General features: G+C 38.3%; 18 protein-coding genes, 1 tRNA gene and 1 pseudogene. 7 read left to right on the forward strand and 13 right to left on the reverse strand.

The genetic code is table 11. From position 1 onward, the window contains the following. Positions 1-342: 342 nt before the first annotated feature. Entirely contained in the window at positions 343-1,215 is an 873-nt protein-coding gene (locus tag ACG9ZL_RS18520; RefSeq protein ID WP_336953426.1) for a S66 peptidase family protein, read from the reverse strand. A gap of 24 nt (positions 1,216-1,239) precedes the next feature. Next, complete coding sequence (locus tag ACG9ZL_RS18525) at positions 1,240-2,166, reverse strand: DMT family transporter (protein ID WP_336953425.1); 927 nt, start codon at positions 2,164-2,166, stop codon at positions 1,240-1,242. A 931-nt stretch (positions 2,167-3,097) separates the two neighbouring features. Between ACG9ZL_RS18525 and ACG9ZL_RS18530 the strand changes: the two genes are divergently transcribed. From ACG9ZL_RS18530 to ACG9ZL_RS18545, 4 genes are all read left to right on the forward strand, one after another. Beyond that, on the forward strand, positions 3,098-4,225 hold the full coding sequence (locus ACG9ZL_RS18530; RefSeq protein ID WP_004723168.1) for a Re/Si-specific NAD(P)(+) transhydrogenase subunit alpha: 1,128 nt from the start codon (positions 3,098-3,100) through the stop codon (positions 4,223-4,225). 11 nt (positions 4,226-4,236) lie between these two features. Next, the gene (locus ACG9ZL_RS18535; protein WP_336953423.1) at positions 4,237-4,557 is read left to right on the forward strand and encodes a proton-translocating transhydrogenase family protein; all 321 of its coding nucleotides are present in this window, start codon (positions 4,237-4,239) and stop codon (positions 4,555-4,557) included. 3 nt (positions 4,558-4,560) lie between these two features. Beyond that, positions 4,561-6,015 (forward strand): NAD(P)(+) transhydrogenase (Re/Si-specific) subunit beta, encoded by a 1,455-nt coding sequence (locus ACG9ZL_RS18540; protein WP_151801647.1) that lies wholly within the window; start codon positions 4,561-4,563, stop codon positions 6,013-6,015. Positions 6,016-6,141: 126 nt separating this feature from the next. Next, positions 6,142-6,849 (forward strand): XAC2610-related protein, encoded by a 708-nt coding sequence (locus ACG9ZL_RS18545; protein ID WP_419361106.1) that lies wholly within the window; start codon positions 6,142-6,144, stop codon positions 6,847-6,849. A 594-nt stretch (positions 6,850-7,443) separates the two neighbouring features. On the opposite strand, the gene secF is transcribed toward ACG9ZL_RS18545, so the two are convergent. The 11 genes from secF to queA all read right to left on the reverse strand — a co-directional run bounded on the left by secF (position 7,444) and on the right by queA (position 18,918). Then, positions 7,444-8,412 (reverse strand): protein translocase subunit SecF, encoded by a 969-nt coding sequence (gene secF / locus ACG9ZL_RS18550; RefSeq protein ID WP_004723159.1) that lies wholly within the window; start codon positions 8,410-8,412, stop codon positions 7,444-7,446. Between the two features lie 10 nt (positions 8,413-8,422). Next, the gene (gene secD, locus ACG9ZL_RS18555) at positions 8,423-10,324 is read right to left on the reverse strand and encodes a protein translocase subunit SecD (protein ID WP_004723158.1); all 1,902 of its coding nucleotides are present in this window, start codon (positions 10,322-10,324) and stop codon (positions 8,423-8,425) included. A 53-nt stretch (positions 10,325-10,377) separates the two neighbouring features. Beyond that, positions 10,378-10,707 carry a preprotein translocase subunit YajC gene (yajC, locus tag ACG9ZL_RS18560; protein ID WP_004723156.1) on the reverse strand — a complete coding sequence of 110 codons (330 nt, stop codon included), beginning with the start codon at positions 10,705-10,707 and terminating at the stop codon, positions 10,378-10,380. A gap of 134 nt (positions 10,708-10,841) precedes the next feature. Continuing rightward, positions 10,842-11,972: a tRNA guanosine(34) transglycosylase Tgt gene (gene tgt, locus ACG9ZL_RS18565; protein ID WP_419361111.1), complete on the reverse strand. Its 1,131-nt coding sequence runs from the start codon at positions 11,970-11,972 to the stop codon at positions 10,842-10,844. Between the two features lie 275 nt (positions 11,973-12,247). Continuing rightward, positions 12,248-12,664, reverse strand: coding sequence for a hypothetical protein (locus tag ACG9ZL_RS18570; RefSeq protein WP_419361114.1), 417 nt, complete (start codon positions 12,662-12,664; stop codon positions 12,248-12,250). A gap of 238 nt (positions 12,665-12,902) precedes the next feature. After that, a complete protein-coding gene (locus ACG9ZL_RS18575) occupies positions 12,903-13,916 on the reverse strand; it encodes an AAA family ATPase (protein ID WP_336953417.1) in 1,014 nt (337 codons plus the stop codon). Between the two features lie 11 nt (positions 13,917-13,927). Further along, entirely contained in the window at positions 13,928-14,644 is a 717-nt protein-coding gene (gene pnuC / locus ACG9ZL_RS18580; protein ID WP_419361116.1) for a nicotinamide riboside transporter PnuC, read from the reverse strand. A 363-nt stretch (positions 14,645-15,007) separates the two neighbouring features. Further along, entirely contained in the window at positions 15,008-15,577 is a 570-nt protein-coding gene (locus tag ACG9ZL_RS18585) for a LemA family protein (protein ID WP_336953415.1), read from the reverse strand. 19 nt (positions 15,578-15,596) lie between these two features. Continuing rightward, positions 15,597-16,622, reverse strand: coding sequence for a hypothetical protein (locus tag ACG9ZL_RS18590; RefSeq protein WP_336953414.1), 1,026 nt, complete (start codon positions 16,620-16,622; stop codon positions 15,597-15,599). Positions 16,623-16,710: 88 nt separating this feature from the next. After that, complete coding sequence (locus tag ACG9ZL_RS18595) at positions 16,711-17,733, reverse strand: hypothetical protein (RefSeq protein ID WP_419361120.1); 1,023 nt, start codon at positions 17,731-17,733, stop codon at positions 16,711-16,713. Positions 17,734-17,880: 147 nt separating this feature from the next. After that, positions 17,881-18,918: a tRNA preQ1(34) S-adenosylmethionine ribosyltransferase-isomerase QueA gene (gene queA, locus ACG9ZL_RS18600; RefSeq protein ID WP_336953455.1), complete on the reverse strand. Its 1,038-nt coding sequence runs from the start codon at positions 18,916-18,918 to the stop codon at positions 17,881-17,883. Between the two features lie 184 nt (positions 18,919-19,102). Between queA and ACG9ZL_RS18605 the strand changes: the two genes are divergently transcribed. From ACG9ZL_RS18605 to ACG9ZL_RS18615, 3 genes and pseudogenes are all read left to right on the forward strand, one after another. Continuing rightward, a tRNA-Leu gene (locus tag ACG9ZL_RS18605) sits at positions 19,103-19,189 on the forward strand. 1,595 nt (positions 19,190-20,784) lie between these two features. Next, positions 20,785-24,369 (forward strand): type VI secretion system Vgr family protein, encoded by a 3,585-nt coding sequence (locus ACG9ZL_RS18610; RefSeq protein WP_419361122.1) that lies wholly within the window; start codon positions 20,785-20,787, stop codon positions 24,367-24,369. Positions 24,370-24,437: 68 nt separating this feature from the next. After that, positions 24,438-24,952 (forward strand): annotated as a pseudogene (locus ACG9ZL_RS18615) (RHS repeat protein); the annotation flags it as partial.

Raw genomic sequence — 24,952 nt, forward strand, 5'->3', positions numbered from 1 at the left:
CGTTAGTATCAAAACTCAAGTTAACTTAAGGTCAAGTAAAAATACCTAGAAAAAACCGAAGCAACTGATCGTATTTATGAATGGACATTCAACGGGCTGTTAAACGAGAAAACCGTCATATAGAAAAGTGATCAGAAGAGAGGGCATACAAGTGAAGTATTGCTCAGTATTAAAAGTATATAGGTTGTTTATCTTTGCTTTGATACTCTTAGAAAATCCCAGTAAGCACTGACTAGGATTACATAGAGGCATATCTTGTGCAATTTATTGGCTATTTTTTATATTCAATGTGCTGAAATGGCACTGTACTTTAAATAACTCAGTCATTAAATAACCTAGCCGTTAAATAATGAGTTGTGAATCTACAATCTTGCCCGTTTTCCCTAACCAAAATGGACGGTTGACTTCACCATGACCAAACCAGTCACATTGGTAAAGTGGGATGTGCAGTGGATCGAGATGTTCTTTCACAATCTCAACAATACTTTGCGGGACATTTTTTTGTGGGCATTGATAAAAATCACCCAAGACCAAAGCCTTTAAGTTTGAAGTATCAATACTTTGTAGGAGCTGAGTCAATGAACGTTCAATTCGATAATACGGTTCGCCTACATCTTCAATCAGTAAAACACTCGGCTGATTCAGTTTTAACGCAGACGGTGTGCCTTGTAAAGTACACAGTACAGTAAGATTCCCGCCTAAGATTTTAACATCTTCAATGTGCTGATCTTGAGCAAAACCATTTGCGCTGGATAAGGGATAATGACCGTGTTGGTTTATATCCGCTGATAACAGGCTAATGGTTTTTAAAGCATCATACGACAGGGAGCTATTGTCTAAATTTTTAACGGCAATTTCCTGAAATACAGGCGCATGTAAAGATTGTCCATGATGCATCGCGATATAGTTTAATAACACCGTTGTATCTGAATAGCCAATAATGGGTTTATTTAAAATCCACTCATCTAAAAATGGCAATAACATGGCAGCACCAGTACCACCACGACCACACCAAATTGCATCAATGTCTGGATCTATACATGCTTGTTTTAAATCTTGAATACGTTGTTCAACTGTACCTGCCAAATAGCGATGTTGTGAAAATACATGTTCACTTAAGCTGACTGTATGACCTAACTGTTCCAAATGCGACTGTGCCAACTGGATATTTTCAACATCTACACAGGCACTCGGCGATACAATTTTAAAATGCATATTCCTTCCAAGTTTCTGCACAATTTAGTGTGCAAGTTTCTTTTTAGACAAAGTAATCATCATGACACCGATGATATTCAGTAAACAACCAAACCATTGTATCGCATTCATATGCTCACCGAGCAAAGCCACAGCCAAAATAATGGTTAGGATCGGGCCAATCGAACCAATCATAGCTGCTTGTGCAGCACCTAAACGAGAAATACTTTGCGCGACCAAAATCGTCGGTAAAACCGTCACCAATAAGCCTAAGGCGATACCATACCAAATGACTTGTGTCGGAAGTTGAATTAGCAGTTGAATCGGCTGGGGAGTTGCAATGATAAAATGGGTTAGCGTACCAAAACATGCAATGCTTAATGCCAAACCAGTGTAATTCCATGAACCAAATTTTTGAATTAAACGCGGGGTCATGAGTAAATACGTCGCAAAACAGACCGCACTGGCAAAGACTAAACTCACGCCTAGCCAGAAATTTCCTTCATGGGGTACTGTACTTTGCTCTTGCAGCATCACAATCACTGTACCACCATAGCTTAATGCAATCGCTAGGATGGTTCTAAAGTTGAGTTTTTGCTTATAAATAAAGCTTGTGGCAATGACTGTCAGTGTTGGATAGAGAAATAAAATAATACGTTCTAACGAAGCACTGATATACATCAGACCAGCGAAGTCAAGCCAACTTGAAAGGTAATAGCCCATCAAACCAGCAGCAACTAAGAAGGCCCAGTCTTTTCCTGTCATATTTTTATTGTGATGGCGATTGAACCAACACAATAAAAGGAAAAAAGGCAGGGCACTTGCCATTCTCAATGCCATGAGCACGGTGCTGTCGACTAATGGCGATAATGCGTAAGCCTGTTTAATAAAAATAGCTTTGGTACTAAATAAGAAAGCCGCACCAAGTGCGAAAATCGAACCGAGTTGAGTACTGGATAACGAAAGTTTCATGAATTTGACTGCATTGACAATGTCGCTATACGACATGTAAATTTGAACAAGCAGTATAAATGTTGTTTTCAATCAGTGGAAATACAAAAAAAGAATGAATTGGCGCAATAAAAGGAATATAAAGCACAATTGCTTACTTAATTCTTTGTGGATTTAAGTGTCATTTAAAGAGATGTAAACAAAAAATGTATAAAAATCAATCTTGAAATTCTTGTTTATAAATTACTCAAATTCTATATGTTATTTTTTTGCACAAAAAAGGTGCAATATCACCATGACTGGTTCAAGCTGTTCGAGTATTATTAACTGACAAAATGGCAAATAAAAAAAAACTAAAATTTTTTGTAATTGCTTTAGGCTCGGGTCTAGTGTAATTCTAATGGTTATCCCAAGTACTTTTTTTTATTAATGAAATTAAAAAATGTTATAAAAACAGACTTACATTTTTGACGGAAAAAATGATAGAAAAGGCCAATATAAGCTGATAAAAAAACCATGTAATTTGTCAGAAAGGTCAATAGGGATGTTCTTTTTTGTGCTAAATCTATTGTTTTATGGAGTATTTAAACAGCAAGTTGGAATGCTTAAAAGTGAATCATACTGCTGTAAATGCCAATCGGTAGGGTAGGGTAAGCAGCTTAAAACATCCAGATAAGCTTAAAAAAACATCGTTTTTAAAAATTGGAGACAGGATATGTCAAAAAAACTGAGCAGGATAATGCAAGAAAAATACAATAAATTAAATATAGGGTATGTCGCACAATTATATTTATGAATCATCAGTTCAAAATATGGGTATTTATTAAATAAATATTGGGTGGTATTTTAAAAAAGTTCAATTAGAATCCAAAAATTCATAACAACGCATCTGGGGGAAACATCGGGTTATTTACGATGTTTACTTGAAGAAAAATTAGCTTGAGGAACGCTCATGCAGATTGGAATCCCAAAAGAATCTGTCGTCGGTGAAAACCGCGTAGCCGCTACGCCAGAGACAGTAAAAAAGTTGATTAGTGCTGGTCATAGTATTGTCATTGAACGAGGCGCTGGTAAAAAAGCGGCTTATATTGACAGTGCTTATGAACAAGTCGGCGCTAAAATTACAGATGATGCCTATACAGGTAGTCAAATTATTTTGAAAGTTCGTGCACCACAAGGTGAGGAAATTCAAAAGCTTGCCGCAGGAACAGCTGTGGTAGCAATGTTTGACCCATACCGTAATACTGAACTTGACCAATTTGCGTCACAACAAGTGTCTGCATTTGCGTTAGAGCTTTTGCCACGAACACTGTCTCGTGCGCAAAATATGGATGTATTGTCTTCTCAAGCCAACCTTGCAGGTTATAAGTCGGTGTTACTGGCCGCTGCGGAATATCAACGTATGTTCCCAATGCTGATGACCGCTGCAGGTACTGTAAAACCCGCTCGTATCGTGATTATGGGCGTGGGTGTCGCAGGTCTTCAAGCCATTGCAACTGCAAAACGCTTAGGCGCAGTTGTTGAAGCAACAGATTTACGCCCAACTGCACGTGACCAAGTCGAATCGCTTGGTGGTAAGTGGTTAGATGTACCGATGTCTGATGAAGAAAAACAAAAAGCTGCTGATGCCGCTAAAAATGGTTATGGCTGGATGCCAGGTGAGCAATATATTCAAGACCAAGCCATCATCGTAGATAAAGCCGTGTCAAATGCAGACATCGTGATTACCACTGCGTTGTTGCCAGGTCGTGATGCACCTCGCTTAATCAAAGCTGAAACTGTTGCCAAAATGAAACCGGGTTCAATCATCCTAGATATGGCGGTTGAATCAGGCGGGAACGTTGAAGGCTCTAAGAATGGTGAAAATGTTGTCACTGACAATGGCGTGACGATTTTAGGTATTCCAAATATTCCTTCTACAGTATCGACAGAAGCTTCGGCACTGTATGCACGTAATGTTTTCAATTTCGTAGAAACTTTGTTTGATCAAGAGAAAAACTTTGCGATCAATCAACAAGACGAAATTCAAAAAGCACTTCTAGTAACTCATGGCGGTCAAGTACTGCTGAAGCGTGGTTAAGGAGAGTCATCATGGTTGAAACTATTACTATTTTCGTCTTAGCCATCTTTGTTGGTTACTACGTGGTTTGGGGTGTAACACCTGCATTGCATACGCCGTTAATGGCAGTAACCAATGCATTGTCCTCAATTATCGTTGTGGGTGCGATGATACAAACTGTTGGAATTCCTGGTGTTGTAGAGGCAAGTGTACAATTCCAGTCCGTGAATGTTGTTAGTGTACTTGGTGCAATTGCAGTGTTCTTGGCAAGTATTAACATTTTTGGTGGCTTCGCAGTGACTGCACGTATGCTTGAAATGTTTAAGCCAAAACAAAAGAAAAAAGAGGGCTAATCTATGGAATTTATTCGAGAATATGCGGATTGGTTCTACCTTGTAGGTGCTGTCCTTTTCATCTTAACTTTACGTGGTCTTTCAGGTCCTAAAACTGCGATTGCTGGTAACCGTTACGGTATGATTGCCATGGCGATTGCAGTAATCACCACATTCTTTGTCGCAGATCATCCTGTTGTATGGATGATAGGTGGTGCCATGGTGTTGGGTGCAATTGTGGGTATTGCTCGTGCACGTACAGTTCCAATGACACAAATGCCAGAAACAGTGGCATTGATGCACTCACTTGTCGGTTTGGCTGCGGTACTGATTGCAATTGCTGCAATTTTACATAATAACCAACTGACTGCTTTGTTTGCTCAAAATGAATCTGCTTTAACGGCTGCTGGTGTACAGCATGCACATATGAGTAAAGTTCATTTATTTGAATTATTCGTCGGTTGTTTCGTAGGTGCGATTACCTTTACTGCATCTGTATTTGCTTATGGTAAGTTAGCTGCAAAGAAATGGGCAAAAACCATTTCAGGTGCTTGGGTTAAACCCGTTCAAGCGATTATTTTCCTCGCTATGCTGGCGTGTGGTGTGTACTTCTTTACCACAGGCAACATGCAAGCATTCTGGGCGATGACTGCACTGGCGCTGGCATTTGGTTGGGTTTGGATTGCACCAGTCGGTGGCGGTGATATGCCAGTTGTGGTTTCACTACTGAACTCATTCTCTGGTTGGGCTGCGGCAGGTATTGGTTTCACACTTGAAAACAACATGTTGATTGTTGCTGGTTCATTAGTGGGTTCATCAGGTGCGATTCTGTCTTACATCATGTGTAAAGCAATGAACCGTTCAATCATCAATGTATTGTTTGGTGGTGCGATGGGTGGTACGGCTGTAGCATCGGTTGATAAAGGTGAGCAAGTTCAACGTAATTACCGTTCTGGTTCTGCGGATGATGCGGGTTTCTTGATGTCAAATGCTGACAGCGTTGTGATTGTACCGGGTTATGGTATGGCGCAAGGTCGTGCACAAAACGCAGTGAAAGAATTGTGTGAAATCTTGAAAGAGCAAGGTGTAACAGTTCGTTTTGCAATCCATCCAGTTGCGGGTCGTATGCCTGGTCATATGAACGTATTGTTGGCGGAAGCTGATGTTGCTTATGAAGACATCTTGGAAATGGACGAGATCAACTCTGATTTCCCAGCGACTGATGTTGTACTGGTAATTGGTGCAAATGACGTTGTTAACCCTGCAGCTAAAGATGATCCAAGCTCACCAATTTATGGTATGCCGATTCTTGAAGCACATAAAGCACGTACCATTATGGTGATCAAGCGCTCTATGGCAACAGGTTATGCGGGTCTAGACAATGACTTATTCTACAATGATAAAACCATGATGATCTTTGGTGATGCCAAGAAAGTTGTTGAAGAGATGACGAAAGCAATCAATGGTGGTGGGCACTAAGCTGCTCTTGGATTAAATCCACCCCAACCCTCCTTTGAGAAAGGAGGGAGCCTAACCGCCTTCGGGCGGTTTTTTATTATTCACAGTTTGATGTTATGATTTTGATAAAAACCGACTGAATAAAAAATGATGAATCAACCATTTAAAATAATCTGTAACAGCTTAGGCATCTATTTGGCATTTTCCTTGTCTATAACGAATGCACAAGTTTTTGAAATTCAAGATGGTTCGAAACACTATGATGCCGTAATTGATATTGCATGTGAAAAAGATGAATGTGGGGCTAAGGCCGAAGTAAAGCTATTAAAAAAGGGCAGTAAAGCGGTATTTCAAACATTTCACTCTGATGAGTTGACTATGTATTTAGACGAAAAGTTTAAACCGAGTGTCAATGTTATACAGCTTTATGGTGAACAAAGTCCTTTGATTTTTGATGATTTTAACTTCGATGGAACAGAAGACCTCGCGATTAGAAACGGTAATTATGGTTCTTATGGCGGTCCTGTGTATGACATTTATGTATTTAATCAAAGCAAGAATAAATTTGTTTTGAGTCAGGAACTGTCTGTACTCACTCAAGAAAATTTAGGCATGTTCGAGCTAGACAAAAAGCGCAAACGCATCATCGCCTTTAATAAAAGTGGCTGTTGCTACCATATTCGTTCTGAGTATCAAGTTGTACCTAGAAAAGGTTTATTGCTGGTTCGAGAGTTTATTGAGGATGCTACTTCACCAAGAGGTGATCAAGTTGAAGTCACAGATCGCAATCTGGTCAATGGAAAATGGAAGGAAAAGACCAAGTATTATCCAACTGCAAAATATTATGCTCAGTAGTCGCAATTTACCTCGTATCGCTATTTTGTATTGACCTATAGCCAAACTCTACCTAATTGTTCATACACGTGACTTGCATCGAGTCATTGATCAGAAATGAAGCTTATATTTTTGTATGAACTTTTAGAAACTATTGGTTATCAATTGGTTTTTTGTGCTTTTGGATCCTAGATGGTTATCCTACCGTGGGGCGACATGGATGTCGTCGTTGGGTGAGGGTATATGAGCAAAAATAAAGCACTGCTTTGTTTGCAGCGCAAGAGCCCTGTTAAACGAAAGATTTTTGTCATCTTTGAAAAGTGAGGCATCGCCTGCGCAAAGGTATTTAAACTTTGAATGTAAGGTGTGGCATTGCAAGCTTTTTTATAATCAAAAAAATTATTCTTCCATATAATTGATTTAATTAAAAAATATTAACTAAGAGAAATTATATTCTTATGTATGAGTTTTTTGATAGGTTGACTATAGCGTGATGCTGAATTGTGGGGCAGAGTAAGGTCTTATGAATAGAACAACTTCTTTTACGGTGTGATGTTAAATTTTAAACATAAAAAAGCCCATCCAAAGATGAGCTTTTTTAATTAAAACTGAAACTTAATGAGGAATATGCTCTTCATCTTCAAATTCAGGTTTAACTTGTACGATAAAGTCTTGACGATTAAGACCACGCCACAATGCAAATGCAGTACCGATATAGATTGAAGAATACGTACCTACAAATACACCAATAAACATAGCAACTGAGAACCAGTGTAAGCCATCACCACCCAAGAACATCATTGCAAGTACAACCAGCAATAATGTCATCGAGGTATGAATAGTACGTTTTAAGGTTTCAGTTAAGGCAATATTCACAATTTCTAACGGTGTCGCGCCACGAATCTTACGGAAGTTTTCACGGATACGATCCGATACAACAATGTTATCGTTTAACGAGAAGCCGATTAAGGCAAGAATAGCCGCTAAAACAGTAAGGTCAAATGGCCATTGCATCATTGCAAAAATACCAATCGTTACGATCACATCGTGCAGTAATGAAAGCACTGCACCAACTGCAAGTTTAAACTCGAAGCGAATGGTCACGTAGATCAGCATAAGTAGCATTGCAAGCGCTACAGCACCTGCAGAGCGTAAATATAGCTCATTACCGACTTGACCACCGACAGAGTCAACCTTATGAACAACGGCAGTGTTATTCGGCAGTTGAACCGCTTTGGTGATGGTATTACTTAAGTCTTCAACTTTAAGGTCTTGCGCTGGCATACGTACAATTAAGTCTTTATTTGAACCTAATGTTTGTACAACTGCATCTTTAAAGCCAGCTTTATCCAAATTGGAAATCACGTCTGCTGGTTTTGCCGCATATTGATAGTTCAATTCTGCAGAAACACCACCAGTAAAATCTAAACCAAGATTTAAGCCTTTGGTTGCAATAAAGAAGATACTTGCAATGGTCAAAAGGATTGAGATGATTGCCGCTGGTTTGGCAATCTTCATGAAATTAATTACATGCTCATCATCAGGGCGACCATATTTCTTTTTCGGTTGAGTCACATCAGTCATCTTCGATCTCCTATATGCTCAACTTATTCAAGTTACGTTTTCTGCCATACACCAATTGAACAATTGCACGTGTTACTGTAATTGCAGTAAACATTGAGCAAATAATACCAATCATCAGCGTTACAGCGAAGCCTTTGATCGGACCTGTACCAATAGCAAACAGAATAAATGCAACCAAGAATGTGGTTAAGTTTGAGTCGAGAATGGTGTTATATGCTCGATCATAACCGGCAATAATGGCCTGTTTGGGTGAGGCCCCCCAGCGCATTTCTTCTCGTATTCGCTCACAGATCAGTACGTTGGCATCGACCGCCATACCAATGGTGATTACGATACCTGCAATACCTGGCAAGGTCAGTGAAGCCCCGATCCAAGACATGATGGTGAGAAGCATTGCTAAGTTAATCACTAATGCTACATCAGCAATTAAACCAAATAGACGGAAGAACACGATCATCCAGATTGCAACAAGCAGGAAACCAACTTGAGTTGATAATACGCCTTTGTCGATGTTCTCTTGCCCCAAACTTGGACCAACAACACGTTCTTCTACAAAGTACATTGGTGCAGCTAAAGCACCAGCACGTAACATCAATGCAAGTTCAGCCGCTTCTTGAGGAGAATCTAAACCGGTAATACGGAAAGATGAACCTAAAACCGCTTGAATATTTGCAGCATTGATCACCACAGATTCAGTATATGGTGTGCGAACTTCTGTCATCGCACCTGTAACTGGATCAGCAACAGAGGTGATTTTTTGTTTATTTTCAATAAACAAAACCGCCATACGTTTGCCAACAGCAGTACGGGTTGCATCTGACATCAACTTACCACCAGCAGTATCTAAAGTAATATTTACTTCAGCGCCACCACTATCTTGGCTAAAACCACTTGATGCATTTTGTACACGTTCACCCGTAAGGATACGGCTGCGATTTAATAACAGTTCACGACCACTGTCCAAAGATTCGTAAGCAAAAACTTCAGTACCTGGCGGTAAAGGTTGACCATTATATTTACCTGTGAAACGGTCAATATATTGATCATTTAAATCAGACACTAAACGGAATTCAAGGTTTGCAGTTCGCCCCAAGACACGTTTAGCTTCGGCAGTATCTTGTACACCAGGCAATTCAACCACAATACGGTTGCTACCTTGGCTTTGTACCAATGCTTCAGCCACACCTAACTCATTAATACGGTTACGTAAAGTCGTTAAGTTTTGGTTGAGTGCGTAAGATTGAATGTCTTGCTTGGTCGCATCGTTATAGGTCAACTTAAGCGTAGAACCTGTATCCGTTGCTAAAGCTTGTTGATTGAACTTATTCCCATCACGACGTAAAAAGTCCATTACCGCTGCACGGTCATCATTATTTGCAAACTGAATCGTAATGGTATTGTTGTTCAATGAAAGACTATTAAATTTAATCTTATTGTCACGGAACTCACGACGTAAGTCTGTTGCTGAGGTTTCCATACGTTGTGCAATAGCTTTATCCATATCTACTTCAAGTAAGAAATGAACACCACCACGCAAGTCCAAGCCAAGCTTCATTGGCTTAGCGCCAATTTTTTGCAACCACTCAGGTGTGGTTGGTGCAAGGTTTAATGCAACGGTATAGTTCTCACCCAAACCTTTGCTGAGGACATCTTTTGCTTTTAACTGTGCTTCAGACGTATTTAAACGCAGAAGGGCAGCATTGTTGGTGAAGGTATTATCATGACTGCTAATATTTTCACTTTTTAAAATTTGCTCTGCTTTTTGTATGACAGACTGATCAATTGTGGTACCAGCCTTGGCACCAGAAATTTGAACAGCAGGTTCGTCAGGATACAAACTCGGCAGCGCATATAATGTACTGATCACTAGTACCACTAGAATCAATATATATTTCCATGCAGGGTAACGCATTCGCTTTCTTCTTAAAATGAAAAAGTCGTGCTAAGTGCACGACCGTTTTATGATTAAAGGTTATTTAATGTGCCTTCAGGGAGTACTGAAATAACACTTGCACGTTGAACTTTGACTTCATTTCCTTTGCTTAATTCAACCACTGCAAAGTCGCCATCAATTTTTAGGATACGACCCATTAAGCCGCCTGCAAAGACAATTTCACTGCCAACACCTAAGCTTTCGATTAAAGTACGGTGTTCTTTTGCACGTTTTGCTTGAGGACGCCAGATGAGAAAATAAAAGATTGCAACAAATACTACAATCATCAATATGTTTGCCATCATGCCTGGGCCTTGTGCAGGCGCTGCTGCAGCGTGAGCAGAAGAAATAAATAAGCTCATTCTAATTTCCTAATGTTAAAAATTATCTGCCATTTTCATGGCTTTTAAATTGACTTGTTCAGCAATTTACCTTGTCTTGGGTTTCAGCGCAAATACTGTTGAATTAATCTTCAATTCAACTTTATATTGGGGCATTAGTCAGCAGGACAAGGAGGAACTTCTAAACCGCGACGTTGATAGAAATCAGTCACGTATTCATCAAAAGTTCCCTGATCTAAAGCATCACGAATATCTTGGGTAAAACGTTGGTAATAACGTAAATTGTGGATCGTGCCCAACATTGAACCGAGCATTTCACCACATTTTTCTAAATGGAATAAATAAGCACGGGTGAAGTTGGTACAGGTATAACAGTCGCAATGTGGATCCAGTGGCCTTTGATCATGACGATATTGGCTGTTACGAATTCGAACCAGACCATCGGTAACAAAATAATGACCATTACGTGCATTTCGAGTTGGCATGACACAGTCGAACATATCGACACCACGACGAATTGCTTCAACGATATCTTCTGGTTTACCCACACCCATCAAATAACGCGGTTTATTTTCTGGCATTTTTGCAGGCAGATAATCCAAAACTTTGATCATTTCTTCTTTTGGTTCACCCACAGATAAACCACCAATCGCAAAGCCATCAAAATCAATTTCTTTAAGACCGTTTAAAGACTCTTCACGAAGGTCTTCATACATGCCGCCTTGAATGATTCCAAACAATGCGTTTCTATTTTTTAAAACATCGTGATGCTGTGTTTTACAACGCTTCGCCCAACGTAATGACAGTTGAAGCGATTTCTGTGCTTCTTCATGGGTTGCTGGGTATGGCGTACATTCATCAAAAATCATCACAATATCTGAGTTCAATGTATGTTGAATGTCCATTGAAATTTCAGGAGATAAAAAGACTTTTGAACCATCGATAGGTGAGCGGAAAGTAACCCCTTCTTCTTTGATTTTACGCATAGCACCCAGACTGAATACTTGGAAGCCGCCTGAATCAGTAAGAATCGGTTTGCCCCATTTCATAAACTCATGCAAACCGCCGTGTTCACGGATAACATCTAGTCCAGGACGTAAGTAAAGGTGGAAGGTATTGCCTAAAATAATTTGTGCTTTGATATCTTCGATATCGCGTGGCAACATGCCTTTAACTGTGCCATAAGTTCCCACAGGCATGAACACAGGTGTTTCAATTACACCATGTTCTAAAGTTAAACGACCACGACGAGCACGCCCCGACTGACCTAATTTTTCAAACTTCATAAATAACCTAAATCTGGCGAAAAAACAGTTCGCTGATTGATAATTGCAAAAGGGGGCTATTTTCCCTGATTTTATGGTCGAATACCAGTCATGTTGTTTTTCATAATGTTAAATTTAAAATTATTGATTTAGCGCTGTGAACATCAATAGATTAATGCAAGAATCATTTTTTATAGTTGAATAATTATTGTTTGAATATCAAGGTATTATTTTTATGCAGTTAAAAAGCGAAGAGTGGTTCGCTTTTTTAACTTAGATTTGGACAAGATAGAAAATTAGTCTTTTGCCTTACGACCGATAATAATCAAGGCGATAATTCCCAGAATCATGATAAATATCCCATAATGATTCCAAAAATTACGTTGCATTTTATTTTCTTGGTATTCAGGATTTTTACCTAATGTTGCAATGACATCATCAGGCAATTCATAAAAAGTATCTGGCTCTGCATCAGTCATGCCGACCAAGGTGCAGTCCCAAGTTTTGACATCTGCCCATAAGACTCCAAAGTGACTACATTTATATCCTGCATTTAAACTTTTAAGATCATCATATTGACTTAATATTTCTTGTGGAAATGGTCCAACCTTAAACATTTCATCGCCTGTATTGAAAACTAACAGGCCTTTCGCTTGAGCAGGCGCTTGCCAGAGAAAACACAGACATAACATCATGAATAATTTTTTTAACATTTGATTTACTCCAATCTTTAGATTGTCTTTTTATTAAGTTGATCATTTTTAGTTGATCGTTTTGTTCTAAAAATAGTCATTTTTTAGCGGTTTGAAAATATCAGAAAATGATCGAAATGTCATTTTTTATGTTGAAAATAAACACAATTATGGCTAAATTTTTATTCAAATTTCCCTGTAGTGATTTAGGTAATATGTTTCGAGTCAACTATGCTTAATCGCCATAATCTATTCCTGATCATGGCTTTAAAGCTGACCCAAAAAAATTATTGAATTTATCAAACTGATTTAACACTTGTTCAACCTTGGCAATCCTTTGTTCTAAACTTCCTGTTAAAGCGATGTATGGAATCCGACGTTGTTTGAGATCTGCAATAATTTGTTGATGAAAAATAGCTCTTTTTTGTGGGCCACTACGATCCCAGGTGTCGTCATAAGCAATATCATCTTCACATAAGAAAAATAAGTCATAGCGCTGTGCATTTTCGAGTGCAAGTTGTTTGAGGTGCTCCGGTAGTCGGCCATGATAATCCATACAAAACATCGCTGTGGTTATCGCGTTGGTGTCTACAAATAAATAACAGTTTGCATCTAAAGTGGCCTGATCTTCGTAGGCGATATGACGATCTGCAATAATGTTGAAATCCTCAAAACCGATACGACGATCAACTTGGTAAGTTTCCCAATATTCACGCCCATATTCTGGGGCAAAAGTTGTTGCATACTTTTTCGCAAGTGCTTCAACTAAGGTAGACTTGCCTGTAGACATAGCACCAACAAAGACGACTTTGCTAATCAAATCTGCATAGACACAGTTGGGAATAAACTTCCGATTTTGGAAGGCATTTGCTCGAATCATTGTAGCGGAGATCGGCACCTGTAGACGTGGCTCATCCACTCTACGATCAATTGCATTGAGTGCCCTGCTGACATGCGTACCATAAAATTCACTACTATAAAAATGCGAAATTTTCACACCATTGAGCTTTTGAATGATGTAATTTTCTTGTTCTATTTCAAAAGCCCGATCATTGGAATAACCCTCAGGCCCATCCCATGCCTCAATCACATAAATTTGAGGAAATAAATCTCTGATCCATTGGGCGCGAATGTTCAAGGGAATGGTTGTAATTGAACTTTGATAGATCAATACATATAGCTCATCCACTTCCTGTAATGCTGTTTCAAATACATGTACATGCCCTGCATGTAAGGGGGCATATTTACCAAGTGTCAGTCCGATTTTTTTCATAGTTGTTAAATTCAATAGAATGAGTTTGAATGGTTTTGTGCAAGTTTATTCCAATTATAGTAACCGTAGATGGCATTGATCAGAAAGGCCGACCACATCAATAACATCATTGCACCATCACCACTCCCATCAAGGGTTCGGATCGCCCACATTAAAATACTGAATATATTTAATGCAATATAGAACCACCATTGCTCTTTAAAACGCAGCAGCATCAAAATCGTTGCCGAGATTGCAAGAATATTGGTGGTTGCATCTATATAAGGCGTATTTTGAGTGGAAATTTGGGCAAGTAGGTAACCGAGTATAGCAATACAACCTATATTGCTCAGGATGATCAAAATCAAATAAGCATGCCGAAGGACATACGCCTGCTGTAATTGTTTTTCTTTGGTATGTTTCTGCCAAAGTAGCATGCCGATCAAAGCAGTTGGGACAAAGAACAAGAGATTCAGTTCCATTTCGCCATAAAGCCCGTTGTTATAGCAAATCCATGCATAAGCACAGCTATTGAATAAACCAAAACTATAATTGAGAATATTGCCTTTTGCTGCCAATACCACACAGAGAATTCCGCTGAGTAATACCACGAAATTAAACCATGTATCCTGTTGAACTAAGGTAATGATACAGCCGATGAAAATAAAACTAAAAAGCCAAACAATTTCAAATACATTCCAATTTTTGAAAAGAAGCCGAAAGGGTGAGGGAAAAAAGAGTTTCAACATAGGGTTTGTAATTCTAACGAATGCTGCTGGTGTTATTTGCTGGTAATTTATACCGGATTTAAATCTTACAGACGATTTGAAATTTCAGTTTAATCGTATGCAAGGACTGGATTGTTGCCTATTGTTTTTTACCAAGCCTTTTATATATGCATTATCATGATTCATTTTTATGTAGTTAATCAAGGGATGTTTGATCAAAGAATCTTCCCAACATTTCTTTGAGACTAGCATGTTTTTACCGCTACGTAATACCTTGCGAAACGATATTTTTCATCATTTAGAATAACTAAATTTCGTATTTCGTAGCTAGTATCGCTTAAAAAACACACGTAGTCGCAAACTTCGACGAATTGTCTACAGACCTTAGTTAAAATTAGGTTTGTAATCAAAATTCTGAGTGACCACATTGTCTGAAAATGGACGAATTGTTTTCTTTGCCAAAGTAATGGTATTGATCATATTGTTTGGAAAAATTTCGATGGTGTTATTAAATTCTTCAACATTACGGTTAAAGATGGTGATTGCTGCACCGACATTTTCATTTTGTTCTTGAATATCATCCATCATTTTTGCATACAAAGTATCCGCTTTGAGTTCAGGATAATTTTCAACCACCACATTTAAACTTTTCATTAAATCTTGATTGAGTTTTTCAACATGTTGCAGTTGAGAAACATCGGTATTGTTTAGATTTAGATTCAAAATTTGCTGACGTAACTCGGTCACTTTTTCTAAAGTTGATTTTTCAAACTGTGTATATTGCACCAAAGTTTGCTCTAAAGTTTCCAGTGTTTTTACTTTCTGGCGTTCAAAATTGGCAACCTCAGCCCATGCACGTTGTGTCGCATTGAAATAACGCACAATGTTATTTCTAACCAGAATACCCCAAACGATCAGAACAATAAAAATCCCAATAAATATGATTAAACCCATTTTGATTATTCCTTTTAATTTATGAAATCAAGTTTAGCATGCACTGTTTAAATTTTTCATATTCAGGCATGGTTAATGTTCTTAAATGTCCACGAAGTGCTGAAATATCCTGAAGCTTTTGTTTTTTACGACGAATGCGAAAGAGATCTTGATCTCCCATATAGCACAGCATATTTTCTTCAAAATGATAAACAATATCACCTGAATAGTGTTGAAAAAAATCACTTAATTTTAAGGTGATACTTGGACTAATGGTACGGGCAAGTTGATGTTGATCATAGCCAAAAATATATAAATTTTGATTGACCAGAATATCCGCAGTTTTCCATATTTGGGTATAGGGCGGAATAAATTCATGGTGTTTATTACTGGCAGCAAAGCCGAGGGCGGGTAATTGAAAAATAAAAGCGCCCCAGTGGTTTTTATGGGTTTCCTTAATTTTCTGTTTTTCACCCTGAGTATTGGGCAGTGAAAACTCATCGACATAATGATACTGAAACAACATCACATGATGTTCTTGTTCACCATCAAACCATTTGGTGGATGCAAATTGTTCAATCTCGTTCAACACATTGCCTTGCGAAAACAATGGAAAACTTTGTTTTAACTTGCTCATGACCAAAAAGGTATTGCTTGTTGTGGAGATATGACTTGGAGTTTTATTGAAATCTAATTCGTAGCGGAGAAACATCATGCGCTGTTCTAAAAAATTTATGACTTCATCAATTGGATCGCTTTGCTCATAAATTAAATAAGCACCAAAACAGCATAACAAGGCTGCTAATAGGCTCAGTGGATAGGGAATATAGTGATGAATCAGCCAACCAAAAAGTGCAGTCATTACCCCAATCATAAATAGCAGTCTGGGGATGAGGTTATGAAAAAATAATTCTCTACATTCTCCCCACGGATGTAACCCATCTAAAATATCTTGTGCAGATTGAGCCTGTTGTCCAATTTCCCAAAGCCGAGCGATATTGCGCATCACATGTTTATTTTTTCTTGTGCGTAGGTGAAGTAATCGCTCAACGGTTTCTATAGGCATGGCAAATCATCATGATTAAAGGATATTAAAGTTCAAATTCCAGATTGATAAGTATGCGATAAATTATTGTATCGACAAAGTAAATTGTTTATTTTTCAACTTTATTTGTCTCATAATGGGGTTGGATTTCTTGTAGAATTGTGATCATTGAATCTTTTAGCTGTTCATAATTAGGCATGTTCATACTTTCAAGTTGTGCAGCTAAATCATGTACAGTTTGAACTTTATCGACTTGCATCTGCGGTTTGGTAATATCCGTTTTAAACAGCCAGCACAAAGTAGGGCGCTGGACTTGAACATAAAAATCACCTTTAAAATAAGCCATGGCTTGTTCAAGCATTAATACATGATTTGGTGTGAAAAATTTGGCAAGTTGCATTTCATTTGTACCACTTAATTGGTACTGATTGTCGAAACGAATATCCCCACTCGACCATTTTACGCCAAGACGGCAGGCTCGATTTTGTTTAGATGAAATGCTGATACCTTGAGCAGGGAAGTTCTCTAGGATGATCCCCCATAAATCATAATGACGATATTCAATCTTTTTCTTACCGTCTGAATCACGAGTTTCGACTTCATCCACATAATGATAATTAAACAGCATATATGGATAGTTGATACTGTTGATCTGCCAAGCGCCATAAATGCAATGACCAATGGTATTTTCATGATCCCCTAAACCAAATAACGGGAAATTATAGGGAGACTCAATATTTTCATCAAAGGCATTGGGATAGAAGCGAATTTGATATTTCACTTCTAGGTTCTTTTGATGAGTATCCTCAATCAATTGATTGAGGGCTTTTGTCGAAGTGCGCTTATAGAAAGCAAAAGCCACACTAGCGACTGTTGCTAGTAAGAGTATCGGGTGGGTAAAAATAGCCAGTACAAATAAGCCAATCGCAATCGCGATAAAAAGCCAAAAAGTATAATTTTGAATAGACAGACTCGGATCATCTTGCCAATTCTTTAAGCTTGTAATGATCTGTTCAAAATCTTGATTTGATGAGAGTAACTGATTGATCGCATGTATATTGTGCTGAGTCTTGCCATTGTTGGCGTGTTGTTGGCTAAAAGCATTTTGAATTTTTGTGAGTAAATCATTCATCTTTATTCATTATTGTGGCAAGTGCTTAGATGCCTGATTGTAACGAAAAAATGATTTTGAATGCAAAGTGTCGTGTTTAAACCACACTTTGCATATTGGTAGTCTGACTAAGCAATAACTTTTAAATAGGTTGCGCTTCGTTAGACCTTAGCCATTTGCGTTTTCAATCAACATTGCATCGCCATAACTAAAGAAACGATATTTGCTTGCAACAGCATGTTGATATGCGTTCATAATATTGTCACGGTTGGATAATGCAGATACTAACATTAACAAGGTAGATTCTGGTAAATGAAAGTTGGTGATCAAGCGATCAACCACACAGAACTGATACCCTGGATAGATAAAGATTTGTGTATCGCCTGTCCATGCGGCAATTTTTCCCCCAGACGCTTGCGCTGCACTTTCTAAGGCACGTGTTGCTGTCGTTCCGACGGCAATTACTTTGTTGCCACGTGCTTTGGTTTCTTGAATCAATTTTGCAGTTGCTTCAGGCACATCACACCATTCACTGTGCATGATGTGATTTTCGATCTGATCTGTGCGTACTGGTAAGAATGTTCCAGCACCTACATGCAAGGTTACAAAAGCTTTATTTACGCCTTTTTGCTCTAATTTTTCTAATAGGGCTTGGTCGAAATGCAAACTTGCTGTCGGTGCTGCTACGCTTGCCAATTTGGTTGGATCGTTAAACACGGTTTGATAGCGTTCTGTGTCAATGGCTTCTGCTTCACGGTTAAAGTAAGGCGGAATAGGTAATTGTCCATATAAATCTAAAACTTGCAAAATAGGCTGTGAAAACTCCACCACAAATAAGTTTTCATGACGCCCTGTTACCGTCACTTTAACTTCATCTTTGCCAATAAATAACTCAGCACCTGCTTTAGGCGAATTACTGGCTTTGATATGACAATGTGCAATGGTCTGATCAAAAATACGTTCAACCAAAACTTCAATAGCACCACCAGAGGCGCGTTTACCTTTTAAACGTGCTTTCATCACTTTGGTATCATTAAGTACCAATAAATCACCTTCATTGAATAAATCAAAAACATCGGTGAAGTGAAGATCTTGGTATGAACCCTCTGCATTGAGATGTAAAAGGCGAGAAGCGCTACGTGTTTCAAGTGGGTAGCGCGCAATGAGTTCGTCGGGAAGTTCGAAATTAAAATCGGAGAGTTGCATCATGAGGAAGAAAAACTGACATTTGGGATTTAAAAACTGCCGCTAGTATAGTCGTTTTTCAAATTAATGGCTGAAATTGATGTTTTATAATCCAAAAAAACCAGATCTGCCTTAAAATTAAACAAATGTGAAAACTTGTCGTTGACAAGAAAATGAAACGCGCTATTATACGCACACAACCTCTCCCGAGGTGGTGAAATTGGTAGACGCGGTGGACTCAAAATCCACTGTCAGCGATGACGTGTCGGTTCGAGTCCGACCCTCGGGACCAGAATATAGAATAGTAATATTCTCCAAAACCTCAAGCTTTATATAGAGTTTGGGGTTTTGTTGTTTCAGAGAGATATGGTTTGAATATCTGATTTGGTGTGTCAGGGCATGCTGTCTCACATCTTTCCACCAAGATTTAAAAATGCACAGTTGATCTGCATATGTTTGTAAAAAGTGGTGTGCTGAAGATGGGTGGAAAAACAAGACCAGTTTTCAGGTGATGCAGCAAAGAGGTCATAAATTAAAAAATTATAATTACTGATGAATATACCCAGCTTGACTTACATATTATTGACTATAAGTAATTGATAAGAATACTATGATTACTAACAATGATCAGTTTGTTTTTATAATTTTTTTAAGAGAGAATTAAAAAAATCTGTTTGCGCTCTGTTTTTTATCGCCTATTTAAATTTTTTATTTATATTATTTTGTATTTGTAATTATTCTAATGATTTTGTTTTAAATAAGCTATACTATGTCTTTAAATTGTTGAAAATTAATTATAAATTCTAATAATTGTTGATGATTAATCTTATACACTTTCAGTGCGCTTATTTAAATAATAAAGATAAAGCCTTACCAGTGATTGGGCTTAGCATAATAATTAATTTTTTCTAAAATTAAATATTTTATCTACAAAAAATTTTTGAACTAAATATAGAATTTCAAAAATATAGATGGGTAATGTTACTATTGAAAAAACGATATTAAATTCAAATGGATGTTCTTTTTAATACTGGGCAAGTTGTTGATTATTATAAGAGAAATGAATGTATATAAATAAACTACTATGGTTAGTAGAAATATACACAAATAAGTATATTATTTAATAACTTCACGGTTAATTTTAACTTCATTATTGATTAAGGATCTTACTTTTAGAAGTTGTTTTAAATTCGATTTTCGTACTAATTTTCCTATAAAACCTTTCTTTTTTTCTGAATGGATTGGTTACTTTAGTAGAAAGTATTAAGTAAATTTTCTTAAAAAAATATGAGACCAGCCCCAACAAGTGCCTGTATTACTAATTGTACCCACCATGATGTATCTGTTTAAAAGTTCATTGTTATAAGCCAAAAGTTTAAATTTAATAACAAAATGTAAAGAATCTTTTTATTGTAATAAATAATATTAAATACTTCAATTGGGTGTGGTTTATTTAAATCAATATGGAAACTACTTTTGTTGATTTATGTTGTCTTGAATCAAGGATAAAATATAATATGGGATGGTTTATAGTTAATAAAATATTTGGGTGGGTTGTGTTTTTATCTTTAATAGGAATGATTTTAGATAGTACCTTAAAGAATATGCTTAATAAATATAAAATTAAAAATTGGTTTCTAATATTGTATCCAGTTAATCAGTCTTGGGAAGTTGTGAATAGCTTTTTTTAAAATTCATTGATGTGTAGATAATAATAAAAAAATATTAAATTAATTTACTAAAATGGAGTTGTATGTCGTCGTAATTTTTTAAAAAGCTGAAATAAAATGAAACAGATGTTGTTATTTAAATAAAATTAAGCATAGACAAAATAAGAATTTTTTTTGTAGACTGGGTTGGATTTTTTGAATAAATATTAAAAAATTTATGTCTAACAATATTTACTCTGCTTTGGAGCAGCTTGGCTTATCAGCACAAAAACGTGCCATCCACGTACAATTTTCTAATTCGGCGTTGAGCCAACAAGTGTTCCTACAACGTATTGATGGAACACATCAAATCAATGAAGGTGTTCGACTTCAGCTCATCTGCCTTTCGACGTCTGCAAGCATTCCTTTAAAAAGCTTTATTGGAACTCAAGCTGTAATTGATATTGTCACAGATAAATCTGAATTAACCCGTATTTCAGGAATTGTGACCCAAGCCGATATTGGCGCATCTGATGGTTCTCTTACCATCTATCGTTTGACTGTAGAAGACCCAACAGCACTTTGGAAACACCGTAGAAACTCTAGAGTATTTATGAATAAGTCTGTTGTGGATGTGATCCAGACCGTGTTCCAAGAATGGGTACAACGCAGCCCACTGTTTGCTTCAAGTCTGACATTAGATAAGAATGGACTGAGCAAAGACTATGATGTGCGCCCATTCATTATGCAAGCATCTGAAAGTGATTTTGACTTCCTGACCCGTTTGATGAGAAGTGAAGGGATTAACTGGTTGATCGATGAAGCTCAGCTTAAAGTATCGAGCTCAACAGAACAAATCCAAGCACAAAAGCTTCGTTTAATCGATGATAATTCGCAATTTAGTGCCTTAGAACGCCGCAATATTCGCTTCCATAGAAGCAGCGCCGTAGAAAAAACTGATTCAATTACCAATTTTATTGGTCAGCGTTCCATTCAACCGACTTCGGTGTATATCCAGCGTTGGCAAGCTGATGTATTGGATATTGATGAAGGCGCTGGCAGTGTCCAAAGTAAACACAGCCATAGTGAAAATTATGACAATGCCAGTCTAGCTTTAGAACAAGCCTGGCACTTTAGTCCTGCATGGATTCAAGACCTTAATGGCGAAGATGGTGCCACGCCATCGGGCAACAGTCAGATTGAAAAGTTTAACCAAAACCTCAGCAACTACTACGATTCACAAGCCAAACAATTTACAGCAACATCAACTGTGCGCGATGCACATGTTGGTTATTGGTTTGAACTAAATGAACATCCTGAGATAGATCAACACTCAGGTGCAGACAAAGAATTTTTAATCACGGCTAAAAGCTTTTATAACCAAAATAACTTACCTAAAGATCTCACCGATCAAGTCACCGCTTTAGTCCAACAAAGCAATTGGCAAACAAGTCAAATCACCAGCAACACGAGTGATGAACGTCAAGCTAGTAATTTAACCATTCAACGTCGTAATATCAGCACGGTTCCAGCCTATAACCCATTACAACACCGACCGATTGCATCACCGCAACGGGCCAAAGTAGTAGGGCCAAGTGGAGAAGAAATTCATGTCGATGAATGGGGGCGTATCAAAGTTCGTTTCCTGTTTAGCCGTACTGAAGACAATACCCATGATGGCGGTGCGGGTTCTAATGACAATGATACAGATTCAGCTTGGGTCGATGTCCTGACCCCATGGGCAGGTGAAGGCTATGGGGCACGATTCTTACCGAGAATCGGTGAAATTGTTGTGATTGATTTCTTTGATGGCAACATTGACCGTCCCTTTGTGGTTGGGCGTATCCATGAAGCACAACGTCATCCAAGCAAGTTTGATGACAAAGGCAAACTGCCTGATATCAAGAAACTGGCAGGAATCAAAAGCCGAGAGTATCAAGGCAGTGGCTACAATCAACTGAGGTTTGACGATACTACTGGCCAAATCAGCAGCCAGTTACAGAGTAGTCATGGCGCCAGCCAACTCAACTTGGGCAAACTCAGTCATCCTAAAGACAAAGCGGAAAGTGATGATCGTGGTGAAGGTTTTGAATTGAGAACTGACCAATGGGGAGCCGTTCGCGCAGGGCAAGGTTTACTGCTTTCGACCTATAAACAAGACCAAGCCAAAGGTGATCACCTTGATTCAGAGCTTGCCAAAAAGCAACTTGAGGGTAGTCAGACCAACAGTAAAGCCTTAAGCGATATTGCCAAAAACCAAAAGACGGATGAAATAGAATCGATTGAGCAACTCAAAGCTTTTGCCGAAGACATTGAAAAAGATGTTGCTAAGTATAAAAAAGCCATCATGTTACTCAGTTCTGTTGATGGGATTGCCTTAAGTACCCCTGAAGATATCCATCTTTCAGCCACAGGCATCATTAACCATACTGCGGGCGATAGTATTAACCTCAGTACCCAAAAGAATCTTTTGGGGCAAGCTTTAGGTAAAGTAAGCCTATTTGCTGCTCAAGGTGGCATTAAAGCCATTGCCGCGCAAAGTAAAGTTGAAATTCAAGCGCAGTCAGACGCTTTAGATGTATTTGCCAAATTGGGAATTACCATCTCATCTACAGAAGATCGGATAGAAATCAGTAGCCCAAAAGAAGTGTTGATTACTGGTGGCTCATCGCAGATTGCCCTAAATGGCTCAGGGATTTTCCCAAAAACAGGCGGTAAGTTTGAGGTCAATGCAGGGCAGCACACATTTAAGCCGGGTGCCAGTGTCAGTAAATCAGCACAACTGCCGCCATCGAATCCGCTCAAAGGCGCACTCGACTTATTAAAAAGCTATGGTGGGCAAGACTTCTTTAAACAAACGGGCTTTAAAGTGATTGACTCATTTGGCAAGCAAGTGTCTGGCAAGCTGGATGCAAATGGCTTTGCCCAAGTGACAGGTATTGCACCTGGCCCTGCCAAAGTTGAATTTGAGACTGATCCACGGAGTGCATGGGATAAAGCAAATCATTTTAACCGTGATTATACTTGGTCAGAAGAAGTGGTCGGTGGTGCCACAAGCTTTGCACAAAATGCATTAAATTCAGTGGGACAAAATATGATGTCTCAACTCAAAAACAATTTATTCTCTTTGAATGCTGACTCATTGAAAGATATGGGCAAAAATGCTTTAAAAGACTTAGGCACACAAAGCTTGGGACAATTTAAAGAACAATTTACTCAAAGTGCATTAGGTTCCGTCTCTTCGGCATTGAATTTAAATTTATCTCCGTCACAGATGATGAATGTGGGACAGATGATTGCTAATCCAAGTCAATCCCTACACAACATTAAAGATCAAGGGATCGATTTCTTTAAAGACCAAGCCTCTGCATTGTTTGCTCAACAGACCAGTGGTTTAGTTTCTAATATAACTGCTGGAACAGGATTTGGGTCGTCACTGGGGCAAGGTTTTGTTGCAGAGTCATTTGGTGCTGCTCAAAATGGGTTAGATGCCCCAGTGAAAGTGGTGGATGATTTTATTAAAAAAGATGAATATTTCTCTCGCTTCTTAACCTATAGCATTACTACTCGAAAAGGTGATGCATCTGTACCCACGATCCCGCAAAATATTCCTCAACAAGTCAGTCAGCCTGCACCAATTTTGACTCAACAGACTCCACAAGCGACAGCACCTGTTGAAGTGAAAAAACCGCAGTCGATTTATGATATGGATAAGGATGTGGTACGGATGGATCTGGAAGAGTCTCGTTATGTCACCAAACAAGTGACTGTACGAAAAACGGCTGCTGAACAACCAGATGTATATAACGCACGAAATAAATAATTGAACATTTTTTGAATTTTAATTGATTGAAATTAAATTAAAAATTAGAACGTATTAAGGTTAAGCTTATGGCATTTATAGACAGTAAAAATCAGACCGCAGGGTCAAATACACAGCAACAACCAGCCGCTAAAGAGACCAAGCCAGCGGTAGAGTTGGCAGTATTTAATTTGGCTAGCCTGACGCATACAGAAGACCATAAGTTTATCGCCCATCAAATCCAAAACTATTTACAGGCTTGTGGAAATACCAGCCTAGAACAGATCAAAGCAAGCGCCAATGTACCAACAGTCGCCAATATCTTTGCATTATCCGGCAGTGTATTAGACCTTATTTTACTTGCCACTGAACCCAAGCAAGCCGAGGCAGGGGTACAACAATCGGCATTGTTAAGCATGAACTTAATCGGTTTATTTTTACAACCGAATACAGAAGCACATGTGCGTATGGCTTTACGTCCAATGCTGGGTTTAATGGCAGAATGTTTATACCCAGCCAATGGCAAAATCAAAGAAGCTGACTTACGTCGGATGCAGCTACACTTAAATGCGCAGATGGCTGGCGATTTAGAAAAATTCCTACA

It is taken from the genome of Acinetobacter legionensis (assembly GCF_048551735.1).
Classification (GTDB): domain Bacteria; phylum Pseudomonadota; class Gammaproteobacteria; order Pseudomonadales; family Moraxellaceae; genus Acinetobacter.

What these genes read in the sequence shown, in the direction of transcription:
- ACG9ZL_RS18520 (WP_336953426.1), bottom strand. Translation starts at nt 1,215, where the DNA reads ATGCATTTTAAAATTGTATCGCCGAGTGCCTGTGTAGATGTTGAAAAT.
- ACG9ZL_RS18525 (WP_336953425.1), bottom strand. Translation starts at nt 2,166, where the DNA reads ATGAAACTTTCGTTATCCAGTACTCAACTCGGTTCGATTTTCGCACTT.
- ACG9ZL_RS18530 (WP_004723168.1), top strand. Translation starts at nt 3,098, where the DNA reads ATGCAGATTGGAATCCCAAAAGAATCTGTCGTCGGTGAAAACCGCGTA.
- ACG9ZL_RS18535 (WP_336953423.1), top strand. Translation starts at nt 4,237, where the DNA reads ATGGTTGAAACTATTACTATTTTCGTCTTAGCCATCTTTGTTGGTTAC.
- ACG9ZL_RS18540 (WP_151801647.1), top strand. Translation starts at nt 4,561, where the DNA reads ATGGAATTTATTCGAGAATATGCGGATTGGTTCTACCTTGTAGGTGCT.
- ACG9ZL_RS18545 (WP_419361106.1), top strand. Translation starts at nt 6,142, where the DNA reads ATGATGAATCAACCATTTAAAATAATCTGTAACAGCTTAGGCATCTAT.
- secF (WP_004723159.1), bottom strand. Translation starts at nt 8,412, where the DNA reads ATGACTGATGTGACTCAACCGAAAAAGAAATATGGTCGCCCTGATGAT.
- secD (WP_004723158.1), bottom strand. Translation starts at nt 10,324, where the DNA reads ATGCGTTACCCTGCATGGAAATATATATTGATTCTAGTGGTACTAGTG.
- yajC (WP_004723156.1), bottom strand. Translation starts at nt 10,707, where the DNA reads ATGAGCTTATTTATTTCTTCTGCTCACGCTGCAGCAGCGCCTGCACAA.
- tgt (WP_419361111.1), bottom strand. Translation starts at nt 11,972, where the DNA reads ATGAAGTTTGAAAAATTAGGTCAGTCGGGGCGTGCTCGTCGTGGTCGT.
- ACG9ZL_RS18570 (WP_419361114.1), bottom strand. Translation starts at nt 12,664, where the DNA reads ATGTTAAAAAAATTATTCATGATGTTATGTCTGTGTTTTCTCTGGCAA.
- ACG9ZL_RS18575 (WP_336953417.1), bottom strand. Translation starts at nt 13,916, where the DNA reads ATGAAAAAAATCGGACTGACACTTGGTAAATATGCCCCCTTACATGCA.
- pnuC (WP_419361116.1), bottom strand. Translation starts at nt 14,644, where the DNA reads ATGTTGAAACTCTTTTTTCCCTCACCCTTTCGGCTTCTTTTCAAAAAT.
- ACG9ZL_RS18585 (WP_336953415.1), bottom strand. Translation starts at nt 15,577, where the DNA reads ATGGGTTTAATCATATTTATTGGGATTTTTATTGTTCTGATCGTTTGG.
- ACG9ZL_RS18590 (WP_336953414.1), bottom strand. Translation starts at nt 16,622, where the DNA reads ATGCCTATAGAAACCGTTGAGCGATTACTTCACCTACGCACAAGAAAA.
- ACG9ZL_RS18595 (WP_419361120.1), bottom strand. Translation starts at nt 17,733, where the DNA reads ATGAATGATTTACTCACAAAAATTCAAAATGCTTTTAGCCAACAACAC.
- queA (WP_336953455.1), bottom strand. Translation starts at nt 18,918, where the DNA reads ATGCAACTCTCCGATTTTAATTTCGAACTTCCCGACGAACTCATTGCG.
- ACG9ZL_RS18610 (WP_419361122.1), top strand. Translation starts at nt 20,785, where the DNA reads ATGTCTAACAATATTTACTCTGCTTTGGAGCAGCTTGGCTTATCAGCA.